This window comes from Chondrinema litorale (genome assembly GCF_026250525.1).
Classification (GTDB): Bacteria; Bacteroidota; Bacteroidia; order Cytophagales; family Flammeovirgaceae; genus Chondrinema; species Chondrinema litorale.
This window is the reverse complement of record NZ_CP111043.1, coordinates 4347557-4372606: the sequence shown is the minus strand read 5'-3', so window position 1 is coordinate 4372606 and position 25050 is coordinate 4347557. Positions and strand designations below refer to the sequence as shown.

24 protein-coding genes are annotated in these 25050 nt (G+C 32.5%); 6 read left to right on the top strand and 18 right to left on the bottom strand.

What is annotated here, in order from left to right:
- Nucleotides 1–334: 334 nt before the first annotated feature.
- The gene (locus tag OQ292_RS18065) at nt 335–751 is read left to right on the top strand and encodes an STAS/SEC14 domain-containing protein (RefSeq protein ID WP_284683545.1); all 417 of its coding nucleotides are present in this window, start codon (nt 335–337) and stop codon (nt 749–751) included.
- A gap of 4 nt (nt 752–755) precedes the next feature.
- Here OQ292_RS18065 and crcB read toward each other — a convergent pair whose 3' ends face one another.
- Complete coding sequence (gene crcB / locus OQ292_RS18060; RefSeq protein WP_284683544.1) at nt 756–1133, bottom strand: fluoride efflux transporter CrcB; 378 nt, start codon at nt 1131–1133, stop codon at nt 756–758.
- A gap of 150 nt (nt 1134–1283) precedes the next feature.
- Here crcB and OQ292_RS18055 point away from each other — a divergent pair, with 150 nt between their 5' ends.
- Nucleotides 1284–2168 carry a 3-hydroxyacyl-CoA dehydrogenase family protein gene (locus OQ292_RS18055; RefSeq protein WP_284683543.1) on the top strand — a complete coding sequence of 295 codons (885 nt, stop codon included), beginning with the start codon at nt 1284–1286 and terminating at the stop codon, nt 2166–2168.
- 1 nt (nt 2169) lies between these two features.
- Here OQ292_RS18055 and OQ292_RS18050 read toward each other — a convergent pair whose 3' ends face one another.
- Nucleotides 2170–4074, bottom strand: coding sequence for an ABC-F family ATP-binding cassette domain-containing protein (locus OQ292_RS18050; protein ID WP_348970589.1), 1905 nt, complete (start codon nt 4072–4074; stop codon nt 2170–2172).
- 170 nt (nt 4075–4244) lie between these two features.
- Between OQ292_RS18050 and OQ292_RS18045 the strand changes: the two genes are divergently transcribed.
- On the top strand, nt 4245–5390 hold the full coding sequence (locus tag OQ292_RS18045) for a glycerate kinase family protein (RefSeq protein ID WP_284683541.1): 1146 nt from the start codon (nt 4245–4247) through the stop codon (nt 5388–5390).
- Here OQ292_RS18045 and OQ292_RS18040 read toward each other — a convergent pair.
- Nucleotides 5359–5799, bottom strand: coding sequence for a hypothetical protein (locus tag OQ292_RS18040; protein ID WP_284683540.1), 441 nt, complete (start codon nt 5797–5799; stop codon nt 5359–5361). The genes OQ292_RS18045 and OQ292_RS18040 overlap by 32 nt on opposite strands.
- A gap of 102 nt (nt 5800–5901) precedes the next feature.
- Here OQ292_RS18040 and OQ292_RS18035 point away from each other — a divergent pair, with 102 nt between their 5' ends.
- Nucleotides 5902–7536 (top strand): acyl-CoA carboxylase subunit beta, encoded by a 1635-nt coding sequence (locus tag OQ292_RS18035; RefSeq protein WP_284683539.1) that lies wholly within the window; start codon nt 5902–5904, stop codon nt 7534–7536.
- Nucleotides 7537–7585: 49 nt separating this feature from the next.
- Here the strand turns inward: OQ292_RS18035 and porN are convergent, their stop codons facing one another.
- From porN to smc, 5 genes are all read right to left on the bottom strand, one after another.
- Nucleotides 7586–8422, bottom strand: coding sequence for a type IX secretion system ring subunit PorN/GldN (gene porN, locus OQ292_RS18030; protein ID WP_284683538.1), 837 nt, complete (start codon nt 8420–8422; stop codon nt 7586–7588).
- A gap of 365 nt (nt 8423–8787) precedes the next feature.
- The gene (locus tag OQ292_RS18025; RefSeq protein WP_284683537.1) at nt 8788–8925 is read right to left on the bottom strand and encodes a hypothetical protein; all 138 of its coding nucleotides are present in this window, start codon (nt 8923–8925) and stop codon (nt 8788–8790) included.
- Between the two features lie 520 nt (nt 8926–9445).
- A complete protein-coding gene (locus tag OQ292_RS18020; protein ID WP_284683536.1) occupies nt 9446–11041 on the bottom strand; it encodes a SulP family inorganic anion transporter in 1596 nt (531 codons plus the stop codon).
- Nucleotides 11042–11336: 295 nt separating this feature from the next.
- On the bottom strand, nt 11337–12065 hold the full coding sequence (locus tag OQ292_RS18015; RefSeq protein ID WP_284683535.1) for a polyprenol monophosphomannose synthase: 729 nt from the start codon (nt 12063–12065) through the stop codon (nt 11337–11339).
- Between the two features lie 56 nt (nt 12066–12121).
- On the bottom strand, nt 12122–15655 hold the full coding sequence (smc, locus tag OQ292_RS18010) for a chromosome segregation protein SMC (RefSeq protein ID WP_284683534.1): 3534 nt from the start codon (nt 15653–15655) through the stop codon (nt 12122–12124).
- Between the two features lie 195 nt (nt 15656–15850).
- On the opposite strand from smc, the gene OQ292_RS18005 reads away from it, so the two are divergent.
- A complete protein-coding gene (locus tag OQ292_RS18005; protein WP_284683533.1) occupies nt 15851–16471 on the top strand; it encodes a hypothetical protein in 621 nt (206 codons plus the stop codon).
- 81 nt (nt 16472–16552) lie between these two features.
- On the opposite strand, the gene accC is transcribed toward OQ292_RS18005, so the two are convergent.
- The 9 genes from accC to OQ292_RS17960 form a co-directional block, all read right to left on the bottom strand.
- Complete coding sequence (gene accC / locus OQ292_RS18000; protein WP_284683532.1) at nt 16553–17899, bottom strand: acetyl-CoA carboxylase biotin carboxylase subunit; 1347 nt, start codon at nt 17897–17899, stop codon at nt 16553–16555.
- A gap of 76 nt (nt 17900–17975) precedes the next feature.
- On the bottom strand, nt 17976–18467 hold the full coding sequence (accB, locus tag OQ292_RS17995; RefSeq protein ID WP_284683531.1) for an acetyl-CoA carboxylase biotin carboxyl carrier protein: 492 nt from the start codon (nt 18465–18467) through the stop codon (nt 17976–17978).
- A 100-nt stretch (nt 18468–18567) separates the two neighbouring features.
- Nucleotides 18568–19134, bottom strand: a complete 567-nt coding sequence (gene efp, locus OQ292_RS17990) for an elongation factor P (protein WP_284683530.1) — start codon at nt 19132–19134, stop codon at nt 18568–18570.
- 90 nt (nt 19135–19224) lie between these two features.
- Entirely contained in the window at nt 19225–20223 is a 999-nt protein-coding gene (locus OQ292_RS17985) for a beta-ketoacyl-ACP synthase III (protein WP_284683529.1), read from the bottom strand.
- A gap of 186 nt (nt 20224–20409) precedes the next feature.
- Complete coding sequence (rpmF, locus tag OQ292_RS17980; protein ID WP_284683528.1) at nt 20410–20604, bottom strand: 50S ribosomal protein L32; 195 nt, start codon at nt 20602–20604, stop codon at nt 20410–20412.
- 11 nt (nt 20605–20615) lie between these two features.
- Nucleotides 20616–21161: a YceD family protein gene (locus tag OQ292_RS17975; RefSeq protein ID WP_284683527.1), complete on the bottom strand. Its 546-nt coding sequence runs from the start codon at nt 21159–21161 to the stop codon at nt 20616–20618.
- Nucleotides 21162–21275: 114 nt separating this feature from the next.
- Nucleotides 21276–22544, bottom strand: a complete 1269-nt coding sequence (locus tag OQ292_RS17970; RefSeq protein ID WP_284683526.1) for a DUF1015 domain-containing protein — start codon at nt 22542–22544, stop codon at nt 21276–21278.
- A gap of 3 nt (nt 22545–22547) precedes the next feature.
- Nucleotides 22548–23135 carry an ATP-binding protein gene (locus OQ292_RS17965; protein ID WP_284683525.1) on the bottom strand — a complete coding sequence of 196 codons (588 nt, stop codon included), beginning with the start codon at nt 23133–23135 and terminating at the stop codon, nt 22548–22550.
- A 14-nt stretch (nt 23136–23149) separates the two neighbouring features.
- Nucleotides 23150–23542, bottom strand: coding sequence for an HIT family protein (locus OQ292_RS17960; RefSeq protein WP_284683524.1), 393 nt, complete (start codon nt 23540–23542; stop codon nt 23150–23152).
- Between the two features lie 330 nt (nt 23543–23872).
- Between OQ292_RS17960 and OQ292_RS17955 the strand changes: the two genes are divergently transcribed.
- A complete protein-coding gene (locus OQ292_RS17955) occupies nt 23873–24025 on the top strand; it encodes a hypothetical protein (RefSeq protein WP_284683523.1) in 153 nt (50 codons plus the stop codon).
- 466 nt (nt 24026–24491) lie between these two features.
- Here the strand turns inward: OQ292_RS17955 and greA are convergent, their stop codons facing one another.
- Nucleotides 24492–24965 carry a transcription elongation factor GreA gene (greA, locus tag OQ292_RS17950; protein ID WP_284683522.1) on the bottom strand — a complete coding sequence of 158 codons (474 nt, stop codon included), beginning with the start codon at nt 24963–24965 and terminating at the stop codon, nt 24492–24494.
- Nucleotides 24966–25050 lie beyond the last annotated feature (85 nt).

The window sequence follows — 25050 nt, the reverse complement described above, 5'->3', positions numbered from 1 at the left end:
TGTAATAAAAAGCGAAATCTTAAATAAAAAAATTGATAGGAATATAAGAGAATTATGTGGGGTATTTTTTACTTTCATAATTATTCAGGTAAATACTAATAAGTATCGATTTAGATATAAAACAATAAAATATTTTATATCCAAAGTTTAAATAAAAAAACCTGAAAGCAAAACCTTCAGGCTTTTACATTACAATTAAACCAATCAGTGATTCCTTCACTGACTTGGGCTAAATAACTAGAGAAGTTCGTAAGCTATTTACGATGTAAGTTTTATTAACAAAAATATTTAAAAAGCACATTCGAAATAGGACAAAACCTAGCCAGCACTATCTATGAATATTAACAAAACTAACCTGAAAGTATATTTTGAAGATGAACGAAGTATTCTTACAACAATCTGGAATACTAGCGAAGACATGCATGAGTCTGATTATCGCTCTTTAATAGAGAAGTATTGCGATTATTTAGATGCTTACCAACCAGCAAATGTACTTATAGATCTAAATAATTCTAAGTTTGCTATTGCGGTTGACACACAGGAATGGGTAAAAACTAAGATTGCACCTTATTACAAAAAGCATCAAACAAGAAAAATTGCTATTGTAGTAAGTGATGATTTTATAGCACAATTGTCTTATGAGCAAATTACAAGAGAGTTTGAATCAAAAGAATTGCTGATTGAATTTTTTACAGATGTTGATTTGGCAACAACTTGGCTAATTGCTGGAAAGAAGCCAAAAAGGGAGTAATATTTTATGAAATAACTTTATTGCCAATAGTCATTCCAATAAATAAAGCACCGAGACCAGCAAGTATGCTTATAACTGCATAGATCAAGCTTGACAGATAGTTGTCTCTTTCAATTATTGCAAAAATCTCACTATCAAAAGTGGAGAATGTACTGAATCCACCACAAAATCCGGTCATAATTAAAAATCGGATATGTGTTGATAATTCTAGTTTTTCAATCACTAATATAGAAGCAAAACCTAAAACCATACAGCTTAAAACATTTGCGGCAAAAGTACCTAAAGGAAAGTTGCTAGCTGGTGTATTTAGCCAAAGTGAAAGTAAATACCTACAGCAACTACCAAGTCCACCACCAATAAAAATCAATAACAGGTTCTTCATTTTTAGTATTTAAAATTAATGGCTTAAAGTTAACTTTAAGGTCTAAATCTGAAAAGAAATTAGCTTTTCAATTTAGTATTTCACATTTATCAATCCTTTTGTAATTATGTATATTTGGATATTTATGACCATTAAACTCAAGATTTATATATGAAAATTTCTGTTATTGGTGCCGGTACAATGGGAAATGGTATAGCACATGTTTTTGCTCAACACGGCAATCAAGTTTCATTGATAGATATTTCTGAGAAGGCTTTGGAAAAAGCACTAGCTCAAATAGTTAAGAACTTAGACAGACAAATTAAAAAGGAATTAATTACTGAAGCTGATAAGACAAAAGCTCTTGATAATATTAGCACGTTTACCACAATTGCAGAAGGGGTAAAAGAAGCAGAGTTGGTAGTAGAAGCTGCTACTGAGAATGAAAATATAAAGTTGAAAATATTTGAAGAAATTGATGCTCAAGCACCATATGAAGCAATTTTAGCATCAAATACGTCTTCAATTTCCATCACTAAGATTGCATCTGTTACTAAAAAACCAGAACAAGTAATAGGTATGCATTTTATGAATCCAGTACCAGTAATGAAACTGGTAGAAGTGATAAGTGGATACCTCACGACTGATGAAACAACTCAGAAAATTATAGATATTTCAAAAAGTATTGGAAAAGTACCAGTAGCTGCTAATGATTACCCAGGCTTTGTAGCAAATAGAATTTTAATGCCTATGATTAATGAGGCGATCTACAGTTTATATAGTGGAGTTGCTGGTGTAGAAGAAATTGACACAATTATGAAATTAGGTATGGCACATCCTATGGGACCATTACAATTAGCAGATTTTATTGGCTTGGATGTGTGCCTTTCAATTATGAAAGTACTATATGAAGGGCTAGGAAACGACAAATATGCTCCCTGCCCTCTTTTAGTTAATATGGTTACTGCCGGACAAATGGGTGTTAAATCTGGCAATGGTTTTTACAACTGGAGCCACGGAACCAAAGAATTGATTGTGGCTAACCAGTTTAAATAAGTTAAGATTTTTCTGATAATTCGAGCCAACGCATAGTTTTTTCATCGATTAATTCTATGAGTTGGCCTACTTTTTCAGAAAGCTCTTGCAAATCAGCATGATCTGTTATTTCACCCGAGCTTAGTTTCTTGTTTACTTCCGTCTTTTCTGTTTCCAGCTTTTCTATTTCGGCTTCTAATTGTTCATATTCTTTTTGTTCTTTAAAAGAAAGTTTTGGCGCGTTAGATTTTTTAGCTGCAGCAGCATTTTCTGCTTCAAGTTTTTGTGCTTTTTCTTTGTCCTTCTGTTCTTTTAAAGCCCTTTGTTCTTCACGCTCTTTATCATCGATATATGCTCTGTAATCTAAATACCTTCCATTAAAATCTGTGATTACGCCATCTCCCTCAAATATAAACAGATGGTCAGTAAGCTTATCCATAAAATATCTATCGTGAGAAACGATAATAATACAACCCGGAAAATTCAAGAGAAAATCTTCCAATACATTTAGAGTAAGCAAATCGAGATCGTTGGTTGGCTCATCCAGAATTAAGAAGTTTGGGTTCTTCATTAATACAGTTAGCAAATAAAGTCTTCTTCTTTCACCACCACTTAATTTAGAAACAAAGTCATATTGTTGCTTTGGTGGGAACAAGAATTTTTGCAGCATCTGTGAAGCAGTAATTTTAGATCCATCAGCTTGCTCTATAACCTCTGCAATGTCGCTAACAACTTCAATTACTTTTTTCTCTTCTTCTAGCTGTATACCTGACTGTGTATAATACCCAAAAACTATAGTCTCTCCATGGTCAATTTTTCCCGAATCAGGTTTAATTTTACCAGTTAGCATATTTAGAAAAGTACTCTTGCCAACTCCATTTGGTCCAACTATACCAATGCGCTCTCTTCTTTTAAAGACATAAGAGAAATCTTTTACAATAGGAAAATCGCCAAAAGACTTTTGAAGATCATAAATTTCCATCACCTTCTTGCCCATTCTACTCATATTCACTTCAACCTCCATAGATTTACTATCAGTATTTGCTGACGCCTTTTCCTTTATCCCTTCAAAAGCATCGACTCTGTATTTAGCTTTAGTCCCCCTTGCTTTTGGCATACGTCTAATCCAGTCGAGTTCTTTTCGCATCAAGTTCTTAGCCTTATCCGTCTCTCGCTGAAGTTGCTCTTCTCTTTCTGCTTTATTTGCTAAATAAGCTGAGTAATTACCTTTATGCCTAAAAAGCTTTTGATTTTCTATTTCTATTATCTCATTACAAATCCTATCTAAAAAGTAGCGGTCGTGAGTAACTAGCAAAAGTGTAAGATTTTGTCTTGCAAGAAATTGCTCTAGCCACTCAATCATATCGAGGTCGAGGTGGTTAGTAGGCTCATCAAGAATTAAAAAATCTGGTTCTGCAATTAACACCCTACTTAAAGCCACTCGCTTTTTTTGTCCACCAGAAAGTGTTTTCACTTGCTGATCGAGCTTTGGAACTCTCAACTTAGTGATTACTTCTTTCAATTTTGACTCATAATCCCAAGCTTTGAGCATTTCCATCTGTGTAGTTGCATCATTTAATGCTTCTAAGTTTTCTTCAGATGGGTCTTGTTCGTACGAATCTAAAACAGTTTCATAAGTTACAACAGCCTTCAACATTTGATTATCACCTCTAAAAAGATAATCTCTAATTGTTTCATTATCCAGAAAATCAGGATCTTGTTCAAGAATTTCAAAACTTATTTCTTTATTAAAGGCTACAGCACCATTGTCTGGAGTATCTTTTCCCGAAATAATATTTAACAGCGTAGTTTTACCTGTGCCATTAGCCGCCACTAGTGCTGCTTTTTGCCCTTTCTCTATCCCAAAATTTATATTCTCAAACAAAACCTTTTCACCAAAAGACTTTGTGATATTTTCAACTGACATACAATTCATACTTCAAAAGTACAATGGCTTTTCATCTAAGTAAAATTTCGAATCGTATTTCCATGAGATTCCCTTCTTTTTTTCTTTATTTATTCAGATAATTAACAAATAGTACGTCTCATTACTTTTATATTAAAGCTCTTCTCAAAAATTTTAATCAGCGATATAAAATGAAAATTATAGTAGCACCAAACTCTTTTAAAGGAAGTATGAATGCATTAGTTGCAGCTAATGCGATAGAGAAAGGATTAACAAAAGCCAATAAAGAATTTGAAATACTAAAAGCTCCAATAGCAGATGGTGGCGACCACTTTGCAGATATTATGGTTCATGCATTAAATGGTAAAATGGTAAAAGTTTCTGTATTAAATCCTTTAAAAGAAGAAATAGAAGCTACATATGGGATTACACAAGATGGAAAAACAGCTATAATAGAAATGGCCAAAGCTTCTGGACTTGCCTTAATTGAAAACAAAAAACTTGATGCGCTGAATGCTACTTCATACGGAACAGGACAATTAATGAAACACGCTATAGAAAATGGTTGCACAAAGATTATTTTAGGAATTGGAGGAAGTGCTACTACCGATGCTGGTACAGGAATTTTAGCTGCTTTGGGGTTTCAGTTTTTTAACAAAGAAAATAAATCGTTTATTCCTGCTGGTGGCACCATTAAGGAAGTTGTAAGTATTGATAATTCTAATACTATTTCAGGTTTAGATAATTGTGAAATCCAAATTGCCTGTGATGTTGAAAATCCATTTTTAGGACAACAAGGTGCAGCAAATGTTTTTGGGCCACAAAAAGGTGCTAGCGAAAGTGAAGTAATTGAGCTTGAGAATAACCTTACCCATTTTGCTCAACTAACAGAAAAACAAACTGGTAAAAAAATCAGTAATTTAACTCATGGAGGTGCTGCAGGAGGTATTTCTGCTGGATTATTCGCATATCTTGATGCCAAACTGATTAACGGTACTGATCTAGTTTTAAATCAACTCGGAGTCATAGATCAACTCGATACAAGTGATGTTGTAATAACTGCAGAAGGTAAATTAGATTTTCAAACATTAGAAGGCAAAGGACCCTATGGCCTTGCTCTAAAAGCTAAAACTGCAAATAACATAGTTATCGCAATTGGTGGAAGTATACCAGAAAAAGATTTATACAAGTTTGAAGCTTTTGATGCACTTTTTGCTTTACCAGACAGTCCTATGAAATTGGAAAAAGCAATGGATGAAGGAGAAAGACTTCTTGAAAACCTTTCATTTCAGATTGGTAAGTTAATTACTTCTCTGAAGACTCAGTCTTCTCGGTAATTTTAATATTGCTAAACCAATCATATGCTTCTTCAACATGCTCAAAAGGAGCAATTTTCACGTTTTTGCTAATATTTTTAAATTGGCTAATTAAGATCTTGGTTTTAGAATCTATATATTTTGTTGGCGGAACCATTATAGCTACTTGCAGCTTAAAACCTAATTTAGCAAATATCTTAGGTATCATAACTGCTGCAAACCAGCTTTTTGTCCTCAAACTACTCTTTCCTAATTTCGTATGATCTAAAATCAACCTATGAACATTCTCTCTTACTGCAAAATCAAGCATATGATCATAAGCAAACTTAAAGGCAGAATAATCTATATCACCTTCTAAACAGATTGATAAGAAATTATATACCTCCGATTTTTGAATTTTTATATTAGGTTCTTCTAGTATCGTTTCCATGTTTTTTTTAACTGCACATTACACTTAATAAGTTACGAAATATTTCAATATTGAGATTAATTTTTTAATGATTATCTTAAAAAGAGAATTAAAAAACAACACATGAAAGAAGACATTGAAATCAATAAAAACATAGACCAATTTAAGCAGCTATGCTATAAATTAACTTACAAACATGATAAAGTTAAACTGGGCGGTGGCGAAAAAAAAATAGCCACTCAACACAGTAAAGGCAAAATGACTGCTAGAGAAAGAATTGATTATCTCAAAGATGATGATGCAGACTTTCTAGAAATAGGTGCATTTGCTGGAGAAGGCATGTATAAAGAATATGGTGGCTGCCCATCTGGTGGCGTAGTAGCCGGAATTACTAAAGTAGAAGGAAGACTGGTAATGCTACTAGCAAATGATGCTACAGTAAAAGCCGGTGCATGGTTCCCGATAACTGCAAAAAAGAACTTAAGAGCACAGGAAATCTCCATGGAAAATAATATTCCAATCATTTATTTAGTGGATAGTGCCGGCGTTTTTCTACCAATTCAAGACGAAATTTTCCCTGACAAAGAGCACTTTGGCCGAATTTTCAGAAACAATGCGATTATGTCTTCAAGAGGTATTTTACAAATTGCAGCCATTATGGGAAGTTGCGTTGCTGGAGGCGCCTACTTACCTATCATGTCAGATGAAGCATTAATTGTCGAAGGAACCGGTTCCGTATTCCTTGCAGGTTCTTACTTAGTAAAATCTGCTATTGGTGAAGATATTGACAATGAAACTCTTGGCGGGGCTGCAACACATTCTGAAATTTCTGGTGTAACAGATTATAAGTGTAAAGACGATAAAAGTTGTTTGGACAAAATAAGGAGTTTAGTTAGCAAAGTTGGTAAAGTTCCCGATGCTGGTTTTAATAGAACAGAAGCAAAAGAGCCAAATAAATCTCCTGAAGAGATTTTCAAAACTTTTCCAGTTGAACGGGCCAAACCATATGATATGCATGAAATTATTGAATGTTTAATTGACAAGGATTCATTTGATGCATATAAAGATTTATATGGCCAATCACTTATTTGTGGTTATGCAAGAATTGATGGTTGGGCTGTAGGAATTATAGCAAACCAAAGAAAAATTGTAAAATCAAAGAAAGGCGAAATGCAAATGGGTGGTGTTATCTACTCAGATTCAGCAGATAAAGCAGCACGATTCATCATGAATTGTAATCAGAAAAAAATTCCTCTTGTATTTTTGCAGGATGTTTCTGGTTTTATGGTTGGTAGCAGAGCTGAACATGGAGGAATTATTAAAGATGGAGCAAAAATGGTTAATGCTATGTCAAATACTGTTGTTCCCAAATTCACTATTTTACTAGGTAATTCGTATGGCGCTGGAAATTATGCCATGTGTGGAAAAGCTTATGATCCTCGGTTAATATTCGCTTGGCCGACGGCACAAATGGCTGTAATGAGTGGAGCTTCTGCTGCTAAAACTTTACTCCAAATTAAAGTTGCTTCTTTAAAAACTAAAGGCCAACAATTAAGTAAAGAAGAAGAGAATAGCTTATTGGAAGAGATACAGGAAAAATATAATGAACAACTATCGCCTTATTATGCTGCTTCGAGATTATGGGTAGATGGAATTATAAATCCAACTGAAACTAGAAAGGTGATTTCTACAGGAATAGAAATGGCAAATTTTGGTGATTACAATAAACCATTTAATGTTGGTAACATTCAGACATAAAAAAATCCCACTTAAAAAAGTGGGATTCCATTTTAATATTTATTTCTTATTAATACTCCCAAAGAAGTGCTTCATATTCCATTAATTGCATTACTGCATTTTGAGCTTCTATTAGAGATCTTTTACTATCACCATATAAATCAACAATTCTATTATCTCTTGGATTCTCATATTTCACCAACATACCATCAGGTAATCTTAGAGTGAATGCATCAGCCAAATTCATATGAGCACCAGCATTCTGAGGATTATACCATATTGCATTTGGGTTGTTTTTGAATAAAGAGTTAGCTAGTTCTTTATAAGAAAAAGAAGCTAAAACTTTATCAATTCCAGTTGGAGTCTGATCAGCAGGAATAACTATAGTAAGAGCTAAAATATCATGCTTCATTCTAGACTCTCTTTTATCAAAGATCATATCTTCTTTCATTTCCAAAACATATAATTGTCTTGGCAAATACTCATCGGGCCCTAATTCAACATTTTCTTCAGTTTCATCTCCCCAAGGGTTTTCATTTTCCCACTCGATATCATCATCGACATTATCTGTCATTGGTATTTTTAACCTTGATAAAAATTCTTCCTTAGACATTGCAGTACTAAGTGAATCATTTTTATATGGTTTAATCATATCATTCTTTACAGCTTCTACTAAAAGCCTTGAAATTTCATTATTATTTGCGAATAACGGTGCATTCACTTTAGTTCTTAAATCCATTCTAAACCAAAGACTTTTCTTAAACATGATATCGTCTTTGCGAACTGGATTAGTTGATTGAGGATTATAAAGCTCTTTGTTAGCAGCATCGTTCTTTGCAATTTGAGCATAAACCCCACTAAATTGAAAGAAAGAAGCCAATAAAAAAACAAATGATATTTTATACATGATCTCGTTTAAGTTGTTACAAATTCAAAAAACTAAATTAAAAGTAGCTTTAGATCATAGAAAAAAGTTTTTATAAATATCACAAATATAGTGCCTTTTAACTATCAAATACCTATATCTGATAATGTATTGCAATAATATTTTTATCTTTTACACATAATCTGTCTTCAAAATCAGATTTATCTTTACTAAAGCTAAATGATTTAGTTATACTAAATCTTTGCTCCTTCAACGTATTTTATACAGATTATATTTTCGAATTTATTATTAATAAAGGCTCAATCTCTAACATGTAAATATCTTAGAAGAGATAAGAAATACACATTGTTTTTTCTAAACAAAGCATCTGCACTTTTGAAAATTAGTTAAGCCTTAACTTTGATATGTCCAATTGAATCAATTTGACAATTATATACTATTTCATCAACTTCACCTAACATGTTTCTCATTGGAACATTAGCTTCCGCTTTTAAATTAATCGATGCAATATCAGCAAATTTCATTACACTCTCAGCGTATAAAATATCTAAAGGTATTTGAAGATGCTTACATATAAACATTGTCTATATATGTTACATTTTTATAGATGAAATAAAAATACTTGTTAAGTTTACTCAAAAAAAGAAGTGAATTTTAATGCAATCAGTTCAAATGATGTCATAAATTATACTCAGGATGCTCTTGGAAATGGGGTAGAATTTGCACAAATAGAAAAGTATGCAATTCCCATATTTATAGGATAAGTATCAAGTAATTGGAATTGCATATAATGCTGCTTACTCTCCAAACTTCTATTTTTTGATAGTAAATAATATATCAACACGAGTGTAAGTTGAATGAAACCAGATAAAAAATTATTTGCATCTGGGAAAAAATCATAAAATGCGTTAGATAGAAATATTGCAAGACAAAGGAGTCACTTTCCAGAAGACTCCAAACATTGGGTACAACATTAAGTGGAAATAAAAAAAGTCCCTTTGATTAAGCATTCAAAAGGACTTTTTTCAACAATAAATGGCTTTATTAAGCGAGCTCTCTTTCAATCTGTGGTATATTAATTATATCAACAGAAATATTATTTAAAGAAGCATGGGCTAAATAATTCTCAATGATTTCAATTACATCATGATCTATGTGAGAAGATCTACTGCCGTCTATTATTACTTTAGAATCTTTCGGTAATTCTTCTAAAAGCCTCATTATACTCCCTTTATTCAAGAAAGAAACTTCCTCTGAAAGCACAATTTTAATTATATCGCTTCCTGATTTATTTTCTTCTTTATGGTAGAAATAAGGGGTTCTAAAATTATTTCTTAGAATATAGAAAATTGCAACTGCCATACCGATCGAAATACCTTTTAAAAGATCAGTAAAAACAATTCCTAAAATGGTAACTATAAAAGGTATAAACTGCATGCTTCCTAGCTTATACATACTTTTAAACAGAGAAACTCTTGCAAGCTTATAACCTACCATTAGTAAGATCGCTGCTAAAGAAGAAAGTGGTATTAGATTTAATATGTTTGGTATTGAAACCACACAAACAAAAAGTAAGACACCATGTATTATAGTTGACATTTTGGTTTTACCACCTGTATTTATATTTGCTGAGCTTCTTACAATTACCTGAGTAATTGGTAAACCACCTATTAAACCAGAAATTATATTACCAACACCTTGCGCTTTTAATTCGAGGTTTGTTGGAGTTACCCTTTTGTATGGATCAAGTTTGTCTGTTGCTTCAACACAAAGTAAGGTTTCTATAGAAGCAATTAATGCAATTGTTAGGGCTGTTATATAAATATCTGGATTAGTAATTTGAGTAAAATCTGGCAAAGAAAATAAACCAATAAACTCAGTGAAATTATTAGCCACGGGTATATCTACTAAATGAAAATTATTTATGTCTTCAATAATTTCATTGTCTAAAGCTAAACTTGGAAAGAAATATTTATAAACTAGATTAATCGCAATTCCTAAAAAAACTACTACTAGAGGTCCTGGAAAAACTTTTTTAATACTTTTCTTTATATAAGAAGATTCCCATAAAATTAAAATAGCAATAGATACCAAAGAAATTATAACTGCTCCAGGGCTATTGTAAATTACAGAATAGTAAATTTCTGAAAGTGTATTGTGACCATCTGCTTGTAAAAATCCCCAGTCACCTTCGGGGTCTCTGTCATATCCAAAAGCATGTGGTATTTGCTTGAGTATCAAAATAATACCAATACCAGCTAACATTCCTTTAATTACAGATGACGGAAAGTAATAACCAATAATTCCCGCTCTAAGAAAGCCTAATATCACCTGAATTAAACCTGCAAAAACTACAGCTAATAAAAAAGACTGAAAACCAAGGAAACCTATTGCATCAAAAACTATAACTGCCAAACCAGCTGCAGGACCACTAACTCCTAGAGGTGATCTACTTATCATTCCTACTACTATACCTCCAATTATACCAGAAATTAAGCCTGAAAATAAAGGAGCACCTGATGCTAGAGCAATACCAAGACATAATGGTAGAGCTACAAGAAAAACTACCAGTCCGGCTGGCAGATCAGATTTCAGATTTCGGAAAATATTATCTCCAAAAGGTGAATTATTGTCTGTCATTTTCAAAAGTTATCCTAAGTAAGTTTAATTTATATATTATATATAGAGGTGATTCTTTTTGATTGAATACAATACTTTTAGATTTTGTTGAATTCATCAAAAATTCAGTCATGTTTTAATTGTAAGAACTTCATACAATGAAAAATTACATAAAACATTCAATACCAAGTAATTAATAGCAATATATTGGTGTATAAAGTATAGTTATAACAAGTATTCTTTCCTTAAATTAAGAGAAATATCGGTCAAGTACAAATAATGTTATTTGTAATATTCTTGTATTAACTAAACTTATCTAAACAAAATCTTGGAAAAAACTCATAATTTTTAAGCGTACAACACCGAAAAAAGCTTCGGCAAATATTTTTGTAGACATCTTAGATGTACCCTTTGTTCTGTCTGTAAATATGATAGGAACTTCCTTTATTTGAAAGTTATATTTCCATGCTTTAAATTTCATTTCTATCTGAAAAGCATAACCTACAAACCTAATTCTATCGAGGTCAATTTTTTCCAATACTTTCCTTGAATAGCATTTAAAACCAGCAGTTGCATCTGAAATGGGCATTCCAGTTATAAATTTTACATATTTGCTAGCAAAGTAAGACATTATTACCCTACTCATTGGCCAGTTAACCACATTTACACCTGTGATGTACCTTGAACCAACAGCTACATCAAAACCTTGATTTTTACAAGCCTCAAATAACCTCACCAAATCTCTAGGATTATGCGAGAAATCGGCGTCCATCTCAAAAATATAATCATATCCTTTAGCTAAAGCATACTTAAATCCGGTAATGTAAGCCGTACCTAAACCAGATTTTTTCTCTCGCTCAATCATATAAATGAGACCATCAAACTGCTTTTGCATCTCTTTTACTTTGTCTGCAGTTCCGTCTGGTGATCCGTCGTCAACTATAAGAATATGTATATCAATATAGAGGCTCAGGATTTCCGATATAATCCCTTCTATATTTTCTATCTCGTTGTAAGTGGGTATTATAACTATCTGTTTTGACAAAGTCTACTCTTTAATCAGTACTATTTCACATTCAAATTTATATAAACTAAAAGTATTTAGCTCATTTCTCTTAAATCTACAGGAACAACTGTAGATACTCCCTGCTCAATCATTGTAATTCCATAAATTACATCTGTAGTAGACATAGTTCGTTTGTTGTGTGTTACAATTATGAACTGAGAGTTTTCTGAAAATTTCTTAATAATATTATTAAACTTATCGATGTTGGCATCATCTAAAGGTGCATCAACCTCGTCAAAAATACAGAATGGAGCTGGTTTTAGAAGGTAAATTGCAAAAAGTAATGCTGTTGCTGTTAATGTTTTTTCACCACCAGATAACTGATTGATGGTTAAAGGTTTCTTCCCTTTTGGCTGAGCAATTATTTCTATTTTAGAATTTAGCGGATCGCTTTCATCCAAAAGAATTAAATCACAGCTATCTTCATCTGTAAATAGAGACCTAAAAACTTCAATAAAATAGCTTCTCACTTTAGTAAAAGCATCCATAAAGTTTTCTTTTGCTACTTTATCGATCTCTGCAATTGTTGTATTTAATGAATCGATTGCCTCTATCAAATCCTTTTTTTGCTCTGATATAAAATCATTCCTTTCTTTTATCTCATTATAAGCCTCAATTGCCATATGGTTAATCGGACCAATATTTTCCATTTTCTTTTTTGTATTGACTACTTTTTCTTTTAATGAATCAAGATCACCCTCATACTCTTCTGTCTCTTCAATTGGCTTTAAAAGTTCATCTACATCAACTTCAAACTCCACAGAAACCCGCTCTTTTACCGATGCAGTTTTCATTTTCTCCTGATTAATCTTATCCTTTAAATCTAAAATTAATCCTTCTAACTGCTCCTTTTTTCGTTGGTACTCTCTAATTACTTTTTCGTATTCTGCAATTTCTCCTCTAGATGCATAATAGTCTTTCTCTGCTTCATTTACTCCTTCTTCTATACTAGATTTCTCATCGTACATACCAACGAGTTCGTCTTCGTTGTTTCCACTGGTTTCTTGCATCTGTACAATCTCTTGCTCAGTATGCTTTAAATCTTCTTGATGATTTTCAATTTTTGCCTTCCCTCTGTCAAAAGCATTTTCTTTATAGCTTATCTCTTTCTCTATACTTTCAAATTTGTTGTTATAAGTATGATATGAGATATTATTTTGATTAAATGCAGCAGATTTCTGATTGAGTAATTCATTTTCTTCTTCTAATGTTGCTCTTAAATCGTCTTGATTTTCCTCAAAGTAACTCAACTTACCTTCTTCATCTTCTAGCTCAGGATGTAATTGCTCAATAGTTTCACGCAATTGGCTAAGCTTTTCTTCTATGTTCTCTCTCCTATTTTGCTGATCAAGAAGCAATTCAGAAAATTGTTCTTTTTTCGTTACAATACTTACATTTTCCTGTTTTAATATGCTTATTTCTTCTTGAAGCCTACCTATTTTGTCTTTTTGAGATTCGCTTTTTAAGTAACTAATATCTTGAATCTTCTGATTGATTATTTTATCAAGATTTTTATTCTTGCTTTGTAGTTCTTTAATCCTTTCAGAAAGCTTTTCAAGGTTTTTAGCTCTACCAAGTTTCTTACCTTCAAACAAACCAACAGAACCTCCCGAAACACTGTATTTCCTTTTAATTACCTTCCCATTTTGAGTAATAAAGGTGAAATCATTATCTTTTGGAATAGACTCCTGATTCGAAGTTACTACATAAACATTATCCAACATGTAATGCACCAACTCACGATATTTATCGTCAAACTCAACAATGTTTATAGCTGGTATTGCATCTTCAAATTGTCTTTTAGCTGATGGAGAAAAGCTTTTAAATTTATCTAGCACTAGAAAATTCCCCTTTCCTTTAGCCGAATCACTTAAAAGATTTACAGCTTCCAAAGCCAAGGCTTCATTATCGAGAATATAGTAGTTTAGATAAGGCTCCAAATAATTCTCAATACAAACTCTGTATTTTTCTTCTGCAGCAATAATATCTGAAAGAAGCGGGAAGTTTTTCCCCCAGTTGGTCTGCTTTTTTAAGAATTTGATCGCTTGAGGATAACCTTCCAAATTATCAACCATAGACTTGGTTAGGTTGTACTCATTCTGTTTAGCATCTAGTTCTCTACTCGATTTTGCAAGTTCTTCCTTTAACTTCTGTAAAGAAGCTTCAGCAGATTCTATTTGAGTGTCTAGTTCATTTTGCCTAAATTCTGCTCTTCCTAATTGCTCTTGCTTTTCAGCAAGTTCTTCAGTCAGCTCTCCTAATTTAAAATCAAACTCATCTAAACTAGCACTTTTCTCTGTAGATTCAGTATGCTCTTTTTCCAACTCCTGCATCAAAGAAGATTGCTGCACTTGGCTGATCTCTAAATCTTTTTTGAGCTGATATACTCTGTTTTGTCGAGTTTTAAACTGGAGTGAAATTTCCTTTAATTGTTCTTTTAATTTATCAGTACTTCCCTTTTGATTTTCAAATTCCTGTTTGCTTTTATCAAGTAAAAAAGTTGCCTCTTTAATCTGCTTTTCCAGACTTTCTTTTTCATTTAAAAGACCTTCGATACTAAACTTGGCTCTCTCATTACTCTTTAGCTCTTCTAATAATTGACTTTGTAATGAATTAGCCTTCTCTGTTAAAAATCTAAGCCTTTCACTCTTTATCTTCTTTTCACTCTCAAATTGCCTGATTTTATTAACATGGTTATTTAGTGTTTTTTGTCTTGAAGAAAGTAATTGTTCCTTTTTAACTAATTCCAGTTTCTCCTTTTCTAAAGCTGCTTCACCCTCCGACTGTTGTTTCTGGATAGAAAGTTTTTGATCAGAAGCATTTTCTATTTCTTTTTCAATTATAGCAGTTTTCTCAACTTGGTCTTTCAGCAATTCTTTTGCTAATACAATACTTAGTTCTTTGTATTCTTTTTTAAGTTTTAAGTAACGTTCTGCCTGTTTTGCTTGCCTTTCCAGAGATCGCATATTCTTACCAATCTCATGCAATAGATCTTCTACCCTTTCTAAATCGTCACTAGTATCTGCTAATTTCTTAAGTGTCTCTTTTTTCCTTTTCTTGAATTTAGAGATTCCCGCAGCTTCTTCGAATAATTGCCTTCTAGATTGATTTTGATCGTTTAAGATCTCATCAACCATTTTTAACTCGATAATGGCATAACTATCTGAACTTATACCAGTATCCATAAAAAGCGACTGAATATCTTTTAATCGGCAGGTTACACCATTCAACAAATACTCACTGTCTCCACTTCTGTAATATCGACGAGTAATTGTAATTTCAGAATATTCTGTAGGAAGTAGATTTTTGGTGTTTTTAAAAGACAAACCAACCTCAGCCATTTGTTGAGCTTTACGGTTTTTTGTACCATTAAAAATTACATTTTCCATTTTTTCGGAACGTAAAGCCTTGCTGCTTTGCTCGCCCAATACCCAGCGTATAGCATCAACCACATTAGATTTACCACTTCCATTTGGACCAACTACACCAGTTACTCCTATATCAAAGTTTAAAACTACCTTTTCGCCAAAGCTCTTAAATCCCTTTATTTCGAGTCGTTGTAATAACATTGAGAATATTTGATTCAAAAATTGATTCGAATAGCATGCCCGGATAAATATCCTCATCGCTGCCTCCAAGATAAGGAAAGCAAAAATAAAATTATTTTATAGATTTGAACACAAAGCCCGAATAGTAATAGTAAATAATTTACTTTTTTATAATTTGGTTGCCTGAAATGAGCACTTAAGTTTGTTTTAATTTATATGGAACAATTAATTGAAATCGCATTTTCTGTTGTCGGTCTAATTTTATACTGGTTACTTACTTCTAAAAAAGCAAGATTCAAAAAGAAAAAACCAGAAAGAGTTAGCCCCCCAAGACAAAGAGCTGGACAACAAGCTGCAATGCCAGTAGAAGAAAAGTATGAAGAGCCAGAACCAGTAGATGATTTGCCAGATTTTGACGAAATGGAAAATGATTATGAGGAAGAAGATGACTATGAAGAAGAAAATGCCCCCTCAACATTTCAGGAACTGTTAGAACAATTTTCAACCAAAAAGAATAGAAAGCCTGTATTTAGAGCGCCAGCAGAAGAAACCAAAGCTGAAACTTTTAGAAAAGAAATTAGAAATGATACTGAAGAAGAATATAAACCGATTCTTCAAAGTAGTAGAAGATTAATGCAACCAGGAGAATATACTGGTTCTATTCTAAAAAAATCGATTGAAGATTTTCCAAAAGCAACCATTACAGTACCAGCTTTGCAACAAGGAAATAGAAAGAAGAAAAAAACGAATAAAAAAGTTGCTAAGCTATTCAAAAACAAAAACAACCTAAAAAATGCTTTAATAATGAAAGAGGTAATCGATAGAAAGTATTTCTAATTCTTCTTTTTGAATCAAATATATAAAGCAAAAAAAAACCTTCTAACTAAGCTAGAAGGTTTTTTTATAAATCTATATCAATTAAGATAATTTTGAGAAATCGTAAGTATCTAAGAACTTAGTAGTAAAATTACCTTTTTTGAAATCTTCATTATCCATTAAATCTAAATGGAAAGGAATTGTTGTTTTAATTCCTTCAATCACAAATTCTTCTAATGCTCTTTTCATTCTCACTATAGCTTCTTCTCTAGTTTGAGCATATACGATTAATTTAGCAATCATAGAATCGTAATAAGGAGGAATAATATAACCTGCATAAACGTGGCTATCTACCCTAACACCAGCTCCTCCTGGGTAATGCAAATTAGTGATTTTACCCGGACTTGGTCTAAAATTGTTAGCAGGATCTTCTGCATTAATTCTACATTCGATTGAATGACCTTTTGGGAAATAACTCTCTCCTGAAATAGGAATACCAGCAGCAACTTTAATTTGTTCTTTTATCAAGTCGAAATCTGTAACCATCTCAGTTACTGGGTGCTCAACCTGAATTCTGGTATTCATTTCCATAAAATAGAAATCACCATTTTTATCAACCAAGAATTCGATTGTTCCAGCTCCTTCATAGTTTACAGCTTTAGTACCTTTAATAGCTGCTTCACCCATTCTCTTTCTCAAATCATCAGTCATTACTGGTGAAGGACTTTCTTCAACTAGTTTCTGATGTCTTCTTTGAATTGAACAATCTCTTTCAGAAAGGTGGCAAGCATTGCCTTGCTTATCTCCAAATACTTGAATCTCTACGTGGCGCGGCTCTTCAAGGTATTTTTCAAGGTATAGCCCATCATTACCAAAAGATGCTGCTGCCTCTGCTCTAGCATTATCCCAAGCTTTTTTAAACTCCTCGTCATTATAAACTACGCGCATCCCTTTTCCACCTCCACCAGCAGTAGCTTTCAAAATAACAGGGTATTTAATATCTTTTGCCAGTTTAATACCTTCTTCTACACTAGCAAGAATGCCTTCTGATCCTGGAATAGTAGGAACTCCTGCAGCTTTCATTGTAGCTTTTGCAGTTGCCTTATCTCCCATTGAATTGATCATCTCTGCAGACGCACCAATAAATTTGATATTATATTCTTCACAGATTTGTGAAAATTGGGCATTTTCTGATAAAAATCCATATCCTGGATGTATAGCATCAGCATTAGTAATTTCTGCTGCTGCCATTAAGTTTGGTATGTTCAGGTAAGAATTAGCACTTGCCGGAGGTCCTATACAAACTGCTTCATCAGCAAATCTCACATGAAGGCTTTCTTTATCAGCTTGAGAATAAACAGCAACCGTTTTGATGCCCATTTCCTTACAGGTCCTGATTACTCTAAGTGCAATTTCTCCCCTGTTCGCGATTAATATTTTATTGAACACGATGTGATGTAGTTAAATTTCAACTTTAGTATGCGTATGGTAATACATACTTTTACCTGATAATATCTGATTGTAATTAAGATGGATCAACCAAGAATAATGGCTGGTCATACTCAACAGGGGAAGCGTTTTCAACTAACACTTTCACTATTTTCCCTGATACTTCAGATTCAATTTCGTTGAAAAGTTTCATGGCTTCGATGATACAAACCACACTACCATTAGAAACATTATCTCCTACATTTACAAATGCATCAGACTCTGGACTAGAAGAACGATAGAAAGTTCCTATCATCGGAGATTTGATAGTGATATAATTTGTTTCAGTGCTTGTGTTATCTTCTTTAACAGGAGCTGCACTTTCGGTTGAAGGAGAAGTGGTTATTTGCTGAGGAATGCTCACTGGTTGTTGGATAACCTGAGGTTGATGTGTTTGTTCAACCAATTTAGCAACTGCCTCACTTTGCTTCTTTACGTGTAACTTAATTTCATCTGTTTCGATATTTACTTCATCTAAACCAGAATTTGCAATGAAATTGATGAGCTCCTTTATTTCTTTTGCTTTCATTATTTATCTATTAAACTAATTTTAAACAGCATTATAATGTTTTATGCCATTTAATTTCAATTAAAAAAAGTTTGGCATAAAATACCAAACCTAATAAAATTTATTGTTTTACTCTTTCTACGTATGAACGAGTTCGTGTATCTATTTTTAATACATCATCCTGATTCACAAATAGTGGTACTTGTATTTCTGCACCAGTTTCCAAAGTAGCCGGTTTTGAAGCATTTGTTGCTGTGTCTCCTTTGATACCTGGTTCAGTATACGTTACCTGTAAAATAACAAATGCAGGTAATTCGCAGCCAATAACTTTTTCGTATTCTGCATGAACTAAGACTTCAACTTCTTGCCCATCTTTCATAAGATCGGCATTTTCAACTAAGCCTTCTTCTATGCTCATTTGTTCAAATGTATTACTGTCCATCATGTGATAGCCAAGATCGTCTTTGTATAAAAACTGATAATCTCTGCGTTCGATTCTGGCAGTTGTAACTTTATGACCTGATGTAAATGTGTTGTCTATCACTTTTCCAGTAGTGATACTTTTTAATTTTGTTCTTACAAATGCAGGTCCTTTACCGGGCTTTACATGCTGAAATTCAACTATTGTAAATAAATCATGGTTGAACTCAATGCATAGTCCATTTCTAAAATCCGCTGTAGTTGCCATTCTAGTCTAATTGACAATTAAAAAAGAAAATTAAATTATATTGATAGTCTGACACAAAAAGACTGGCATTTGTTGCAAGCCTGAGGAAATTTACTTGGTGTTATAATCCCACTTTACGAAAATTGACCCCCAAGTGAATCCACCTCCAAAAGCAGCCAGTATTAAATTGTCACCTTTTTTTAGTTTAGATTCGTAATCCCACAAGCAGAGAGGAATGGTAGCGGCAGTTGTATTGCCATATTTATCGATATTGATCATTACCTTTTCTTCTCCAACACCCATACGTTTTGCTGTAGCATCAATAATCCTTTTGTTGGCTTGATGAGGTACAAGATATGCGATATCATCTGATTTTAGATCATTTCGTTGCATTACTTTATATGCTGCATCAGCCATGTTAGTCACTGCAAATTTAAAAACAGCTTTTCCTTCTTGATACACAAAGTGTTCTTTATTCTTAACTGTTTCTAAGCTAGCTGGTTTTCTACTTCCTCCAGCTTTCATGTGGAGGTGCTTTTCACCAATTGCATCCGATTTCAGGTAGGCATCAATAATTCCGTTTTCGCTTTCTTTGGCTTCTAGTATTACAGCACCAGCACCGTCTCCAAAAATGATACAAGTCGCCCTGTCTTCATAATCGATTATGCTCGACATTTTATCGACACCGACAACCACTACTTTTTTATGAGTTCCACTTTCTATAAATTTAGAAGCGGTAGTTAACCCATAAAGAAAGCCAGAACAAGCGGCGTTGATATCATAACTGAATGCATTTACGGCTCCCACAGCAGTAGCAATTAAATTAGCTGTGGCCGGAAAGAGCATATCTGGTGTTACAGTACAGCAGATTAAAAGATCGATTTCTTCAGGATTGATTTTAGTTTTAGCAAGTAAATTATCTACGGCTTTAATTCCCATAAATGAACTTCCTAAATTCTCCCCTTTCAAAATTCTCCGTTCTCGAATGCCCGTCCTTTCTATTATCCATGCTTCATTGGTATCAACCATTGTTTCGAGTTCCGCATTGGTGAGAATGTACTCGGGCACGTAGCCTCCTACTCCTGTAATTACTGCTCTTCTTTTATCCATCAGAATTTGAAAGTTAGTATTGCACCTGCAAAGTATGAAATCAAAAAGCAATTATCAAAAAATTCATATCCTGAATTTTATCATAAACAATAAGATTATTTATTGATTTAGTGCATCAAAATATGAAAATAATCATAAAAAAAGAGAAGTTAGGTACTTCTCTTTGAAAATCCGGGTAGGAATATCTTATTCTTCTACAACTTCCTTTTCTAAAACAACTTTGCCCTTGTAATACAATTTTCCTTCAGACCAGTAAGCTCTATGCCACATATGAGCTTCTCCTGTAACGCCACAAATTGCAATTGGTGCTGGGCTTAAGCTTTGGTGAGATCTTCTTTTATCTCTTCTCTGCTTCGATATCTTACGTTTAGGATGTGCCATTTTATTCTTATTTAATTTTTATTAAAATTCAAACCTTTTAATTTATCCCAACGGGGATCTGATTCTTCGTTTTCTTGATTTTCTTCTTCTATTTCTTGATCTTCATCGGCAGTTGAAAACACAAATGTTTCTTCCTCATCATTATCATCCTCATCGCTTTGCAAATCTGGATGAATAATTTTTGTCGGAATTGATAACACTAATGTATCATACAAAACTTGAGAAAAGTCAATTTCTGCATAATTAGTAGGTATCATAAAAACATCATCAGACATTTCCTCGTACCGATCACCAAATTTATAATAAAGCTGTTCTTCTACAGACACCGGATAATCAAATTCTCTAAGACTTCTGTCGCAAGTTAATTCAATTGTTCCATTTATTTTCACTTTTACTGTTATCATCGTTTCAGATTTACTGAGGACAATATCAGCATTAAGTGAACCATTCTGCATCAAGTCACTTTCAAATAGCTTAAAGAAATTCTCATCAATTTTAAAATCAAAAGAATATTCTTTGTTTTTTAAGCCTGAAATATCAACAGAATACTTAGTCATTCAAACGGCTTTTAATTTTGAGTTGCAAAGCTAGTAATTATTCAATTAAAAAATTAATAATTTATTAAAAATGCTGATTAAATTATCAGTTTTAACTGCTCTTGAAGCTTAATTTTACTCATTTACACTACCAAAAAGAAATCCACTAATAACTTTTGGATAAAAATATGTCGATTTTTGTGGTAAAGTAAAACCACTAAAACATACTTTTTTTACATCATCTATCGAGATTTCATTGGTAATTAAGGCAATATCTGCATTATTACTGTTAACAGCTGTATAACAAGCCAAAAAGTTTCTTTCAAAATTTATATTATTATTCTTTCGTTGATCTTTCCCTAGAATTCCCAATACTTTCTCAATAAAAAAATAATGTAGCACAGTTAAATCCAGTTTTTTTATTGCATCTGGAAATTTCCAATCTATTTTTTCAATTAATTCTGGCTTTAATTTAATAATACAGGCTCTATTTTTTAGTATAAGTCCAAATGTCCATTGCTTCCCAATAATAATTTCATTTAAACACATTGGATCATCTACTTCTTTTATATTGAAAAACTCAGCAGCTTTAATTAATAAATCGCCTGTATTAAATGACGGATAATTATTTATGATTCTATGTGTAGGTAAAATTCTTAAATTATGAGCTTCCGTATTTGTAAGAAACATCATATGATAATTAAATGCCTCATTCCCATTTTGGGAAACACCTATTTTCTGCTTCTTTTTCTTGTACTGTAATGAGCCTTCATAACGATGGTGACCATCTGCCAAGATAATTTGCCTATCTAGTATAAGCTCTTTAAATTCTTGTATAATAGATTTATCTGTAATAATTGCCAAAGCATCTGTTACTCCCTGATAATCCTCAATTTGATAAACTGGATTTTCCATAGCTTCATCCATATATTTTTCCAACGTAAATGCTGGATCAGTATACAGACCGTGCGTAGGACTCACATTCAACTTTGTTGCTTCTAGCAAGCTAATTCTATCATTCACTGAATGAGGCATTGTGTTTTCATGCCTAAGAATCACATTTTCAGCATAATCGTAGGCCTTAATCATACATATAAAACCTTTTCGGCAATGCTTAACTGGATCATTCGGTAAATAGAAATATTGAAAATACACATATATACTTTCAACCTCATCTTGTACTATTACCTCATTTTCCTTCCAGCTATTTAACGATTTTAAAGCTTCTCTGGCTGGGTTTTCACCGAGAGGTACAGAAAGATGCATACTATTGTATGGCTCATTATATAATTGCTTTCTTTGCTTTTCTGAAATAACATCAAATAAAGGAGCAATTAGTTTGTCAATATTTTCGGTAAATCTCGGATGATAACGCCAAGCTCGAAAAGGCTTAATTTCAGCCATATTTTATTTATTTACTATAGAAGGAAATTTTGAATTGAGAATACTTAATGCATGATTAAAACGGTTTTCACCCGTACCTGATATTATAGAAAATGGCAATCTATTCTCTTTTAAATATGTATGCATTTTACCAAACAACACATCTCTTACTTCTGCACTTTCCCTTTGCGGGTCATATTCCCATTCTATATCAGTATTACATAAAAAGAAAAAGTCGTAGTTTACACTAGAAAGCATTCTCATTATACCTTCAGGCACATTATTATAGTAATGCTCAGCATAAATTGCATTAGTATGTAAGCAAGTATCATAAAACAATATGCCTGAATTATTTTCTTGTATTGCCTTTTCAGAAGCTAATTGACCTATCGCAATATTTAAAAGTTCGCCTTCAGTAATAGTTATTTGCTTACTTTTCATCAAATCAGGCTTAGAAAGCTCTCTTGCATCTACATAGTACCTCAAAAATTCGGGATTCCAAACTGTACCGAAATGTGATGATAACTGTTTTGCCAAAGTTGTTTTACCCGTTGACTCAGGACCAAACACTACGATTTTTAGAATAACCGAATCAGTATTAGAATTAATCAATTTGAAAGTATCAATTACAAGAAAGTTTTAATTTTTTCAGCAGTAGCCTTTAGCTCTTCCTGTGTTGGTTTTAGCTTAGGTCTTGTAAAGTTGATATCGTCTATAGAATCTAAGGGCACTAAGTGTTGATGCGCATGTGGCACTTCTAAACCAACTATTGCTATACCTATCCTTTTACACGGAATTGCCAATTTTATAGCTTTAGCTACCTTTTTACTAAATACCATTAGATCAGCTAACAAGTCATCATCCAGATCAAATATATAATCTACTTCTTGCTTAGGAATAACTAGTGTATGACCTTCTCTTAGCGGAAAAACATCTAGAAAAGCTAAAAATTTATCATTTTCAGCAATTTTATGAGAAGGTATTTCACCATTTACAATTTTAGTGAATATCGATGCCATTAGATTTTATTTATTTAAAGTATCTGACAAATATTAAAATTGGCATCTAAAGGTAAAAACTATTGATAAAAATAGTTTCAACATATCTGCATCAAAATCACAATATATATATAAACACTGGGGGACTCTAAGGAAAATGGGAATTGGTATTAATATGAGAATTATTCCCGAATTGGGATTTAATTTAATATTTGGCACGCCTTGAAATAGATATAACTAACTAATAAACAAGCAGTTAGTTATATTTTATTTTTTGGCGGTGAAATTGAATTAATATTTTCAGATTATTAAAACTACAATACCTTTAGAAAAACAACTAAACACTAAAACATGAATACTTTTACTACTACTACAGAATTCAACGCGATAGATAAAATACTTTCTAACTACGAAACAAAACTAAAAAACATTAGAAATGACTTGCAGCAACTTGATAGCAAATTCAAAGAAGTTTCTGGAAGCACTAAAAATACCATTAAGTAGATAAATGATGATAGATGTTTTAAATGCTATTTTTAGAAGGTTCTCTTTTTAAGTTTACTTTCTTTTTTAACAGTTTAAATTACTGTTGATACATTCTTTAATTCCATTAAAAGTTTGTTCTCAATACGCTAATTACTATATGTAAAATCAAAAAGGTAGGTTGGATAAATTGCTTTGGCCAATCGAGATATTAATTACAAGTTGATAGATGTTGTGTGTTTCTGATCTTACTGGAGAGTAATTAATTTATCTGATTTTTTATGGCCAAAGCAATTTTAAGATTTCACAAGTTAATACATAAGCCTATGTTATAGCTTAGTATTTAGAGTTTACCTGTTAATAGATAGATGAGACTTCCTATTTAATGATCAGGAAAAACTTGTCTGGGTTATAGACAATTGATAGTAATAAATTTTAGATTAGAATAGACAGGTAAATAAAAACAATTTAAAGCTAGAATATTTCCTTATCTCGAAATATCCATCACTTCAAACTTCATAGTTCCTCTAGGCGCTTTAATTTCAGCAATTTCACCTATTTTCTTTCCAAGTAAACCTTCGCCAAATGGAGAATTTACTGAAATTTTATTTTGCTTAAGGTCAGCTTCTTCTTCAGCAACTAATGTATAGTTTAACTGCATTCCATTAGCAACATTCTTTATTTTAACAGTAGAAAGCACAGAAACTTTTGAAGTATCTACTTTTGACTCGTCAAGAATTCTTCCTTTAGCAACTTGAGCTTCTAATTTAGAGATCTTTAATTCTAGTAAACCTTGAGCATCCTTTGCTGCATCATATTCGGCATTCTCACTAAGGTCTCCTTTATCTCTCGCTTCTGCTATTTGCTTAGCAATATCTGATCTGCCTTTGGTTTTTAACTCGTGCAATTCTTTTTTTAATCTGTCGAGTCCTTCTTTAGTGTAATATGTGAAACCTGACATAAAATTATATTTTATATACCACAAAAATAAAAGTAACGACTCAACAGATTGAGCCGTTACTCTGTGAAAAAACTCTACAAATGTA